This is a genomic window from Butyrivibrio sp. VCD2006 (genome assembly GCF_000423925.1).
Classification (GTDB): Bacteria; Bacillota; Clostridia; order Lachnospirales; family Lachnospiraceae; genus Butyrivibrio.
Genome location: NZ_KE384110.1, coordinates 35,933 through 37,826, shown reverse-complemented (window position 1 = coordinate 37,826; position 1,894 = coordinate 35,933). Strand labels below are relative to the sequence as shown.

The window sequence follows — 1,894 nt, the reverse complement described above, 5'->3', positions numbered from 1 at the left end:
GGGGGGAAGGTTTTTGGTATTATCCTCAAGCCTTCCCCTTGGGGGGAAGGTGTCAGCGGAGCTGACGGATGAGGGGACAGCTTCAGTGTATTAATGCCGTTCTTATGTCTTCCTTCATATCGAGAACTGCGCTTCTTGCTGCCTCTCCAAGAGCTTCCTTTGAAGGATCGCCATACTTCTCATTTTTCCATGCTGCTATGATTCCTCTTGAAGAATTAACGATTGCTCCAAGTCCGTCCTTATCAAAGAAATGAACAAGGTCTGATCCCTTGCCGCCCTGAGCTCCATAGCCGGGAACCAGGATGAATGCGTGAGGCATGATATCTCTTAAAATCTTGCCCTGCTCAGGATATGTAGCTCCGACAACAGCACCTACATTGCTGTACTCGCCGTCCATTGATTCCTGCCCCCAGGTCTCAACAAGCTTTCCAACTGTTTCGTAAAGTGCCTTTCCGTCGCAGATCTTATCCTGAAGCTCACCGCTTGAAGGATTTGAAGTCTTTACAAGTACGAAGATACCCTTGTCGAATTCATTACAAACATTTATGAAGGGCTTAACTCCGTCAGAGCCAAGATAGGGATTAACTGTGGCAAAATCCGCATCAAATCCCTTAATAAAGTTATCTCCAACTTTTGATGCTCCGAGATGAGAAAGTGCATAAGACTCTGATGTGGAGCCGATATCTCCTCTCTTTACATCTGCTATAACAAGGAGTCCCTTTTCATGACAGTAATCAATTGTTTTCTTATATGCAATAAGTCCGGGAATTCCGAACTGCTCATACATTGCAACCTGAGGCTTAACTGCAGGAACAAGATCATAAATGTGATCAACTATTTCTTTATTAAACTCAAAGAAACTATCTGCTATTGCCTCTGCTGTGTAGCCCTGCTCTTTTATGGCCTTATCCAGTATTCTCTTAGGGACAAAATCCGTCTTAGGGTCAAGACCTACCACGATAGGTGCCTCTGTTTTCTTGATACCATCAATTAACTTTTTGATCATGGGAACTCTCCTTGTGAAATTACTATTTGCGATTGCGCTTCATACCAAAGCACAGTATACATGATTTTTACTTACTCGTTAAGAGTAAGATTCATGTAAAATGCAGGAAAATATTCTGGATAAACACGCCATCCTTGACCCAAACAAATCAGAATGCTCTGTTTCATCTACCGACGGCGATTGACTCATGAGCAACTGCAGATATTGCCTTCGTTCTTTCCAGTTTAGCATTCTGATTTATTTTGTCTCAAGGACAAGCCCTGCTCCGCAGGGTGGCTATCTCTCCACCTCCGGCTCCTGATCTATGAGCAACTGCCGGCGCCGATAGGTAGTTCGTCTATGATTTTGGGCGTTTTCTCTTTTTTCATAGGTATTAGCAGGGCTCTCGTCTATGATTTCTTCCTTTTTAGCTGTTTCATAGATGTTTATGCTTCTTGTTGTCTATGATTTTAGATTTTTTCTCCTTTTCACAGACACCGGCCGCTCTCTCATCTATGATTTCTTCTTTTTCTGCTGTTTCATAGATGTTTATGCTTCTTGTTGTCTATGATTTTGGATTTTTTCTCCTTTTCATAGACGCTGACTGTGTTCTCATCTATGATTTCTTCCATTTTAGCTGTTTCATAGATGATTAGGCTTCTTATCATCTATGATTTTGGATTTTTGCTCTTTTTCATAGCCCCCGGCTGCTCTCTCATCTATTATTTCTTCTTTTTTTGCTGTTTCATAGATGCTTATGCTAATTATCATCTATGATTTTGGATTTTTTCTCTTTTTCATAGATACTGACTACTCTCTCATCTATGATCCCTTCTTTTTTAGCTGTTTCATAGATGATTAGGCTTCTTCCCATCTATGATTTTGGATTTTTTCTCCTTTTCATAGATG

Annotated in this window: 2 protein-coding genes; both read right to left on the bottom strand. The window is 41.1% G+C overall.

Annotated elements, in window-relative coordinates:
* Nucleotides 1-82 precede the first annotated feature (82 nt).
* On the bottom strand, nucleotides 83-1,006 hold the full coding sequence (gene pyrF / locus G586_RS0120480; protein WP_026529189.1) for an orotidine-5'-phosphate decarboxylase: 924 nt from the start codon (nucleotides 1,004-1,006) through the stop codon (nucleotides 83-85).
* A 621-nt stretch (nucleotides 1,007-1,627) separates the two neighbouring features.
* Entirely contained in the window at nucleotides 1,628-1,756 is a 129-nt protein-coding gene (locus tag G586_RS27265; protein WP_255346270.1) for a hypothetical protein, read from the bottom strand.
* Between the last annotated feature and the right edge of the window lie 138 nt (nucleotides 1,757-1,894).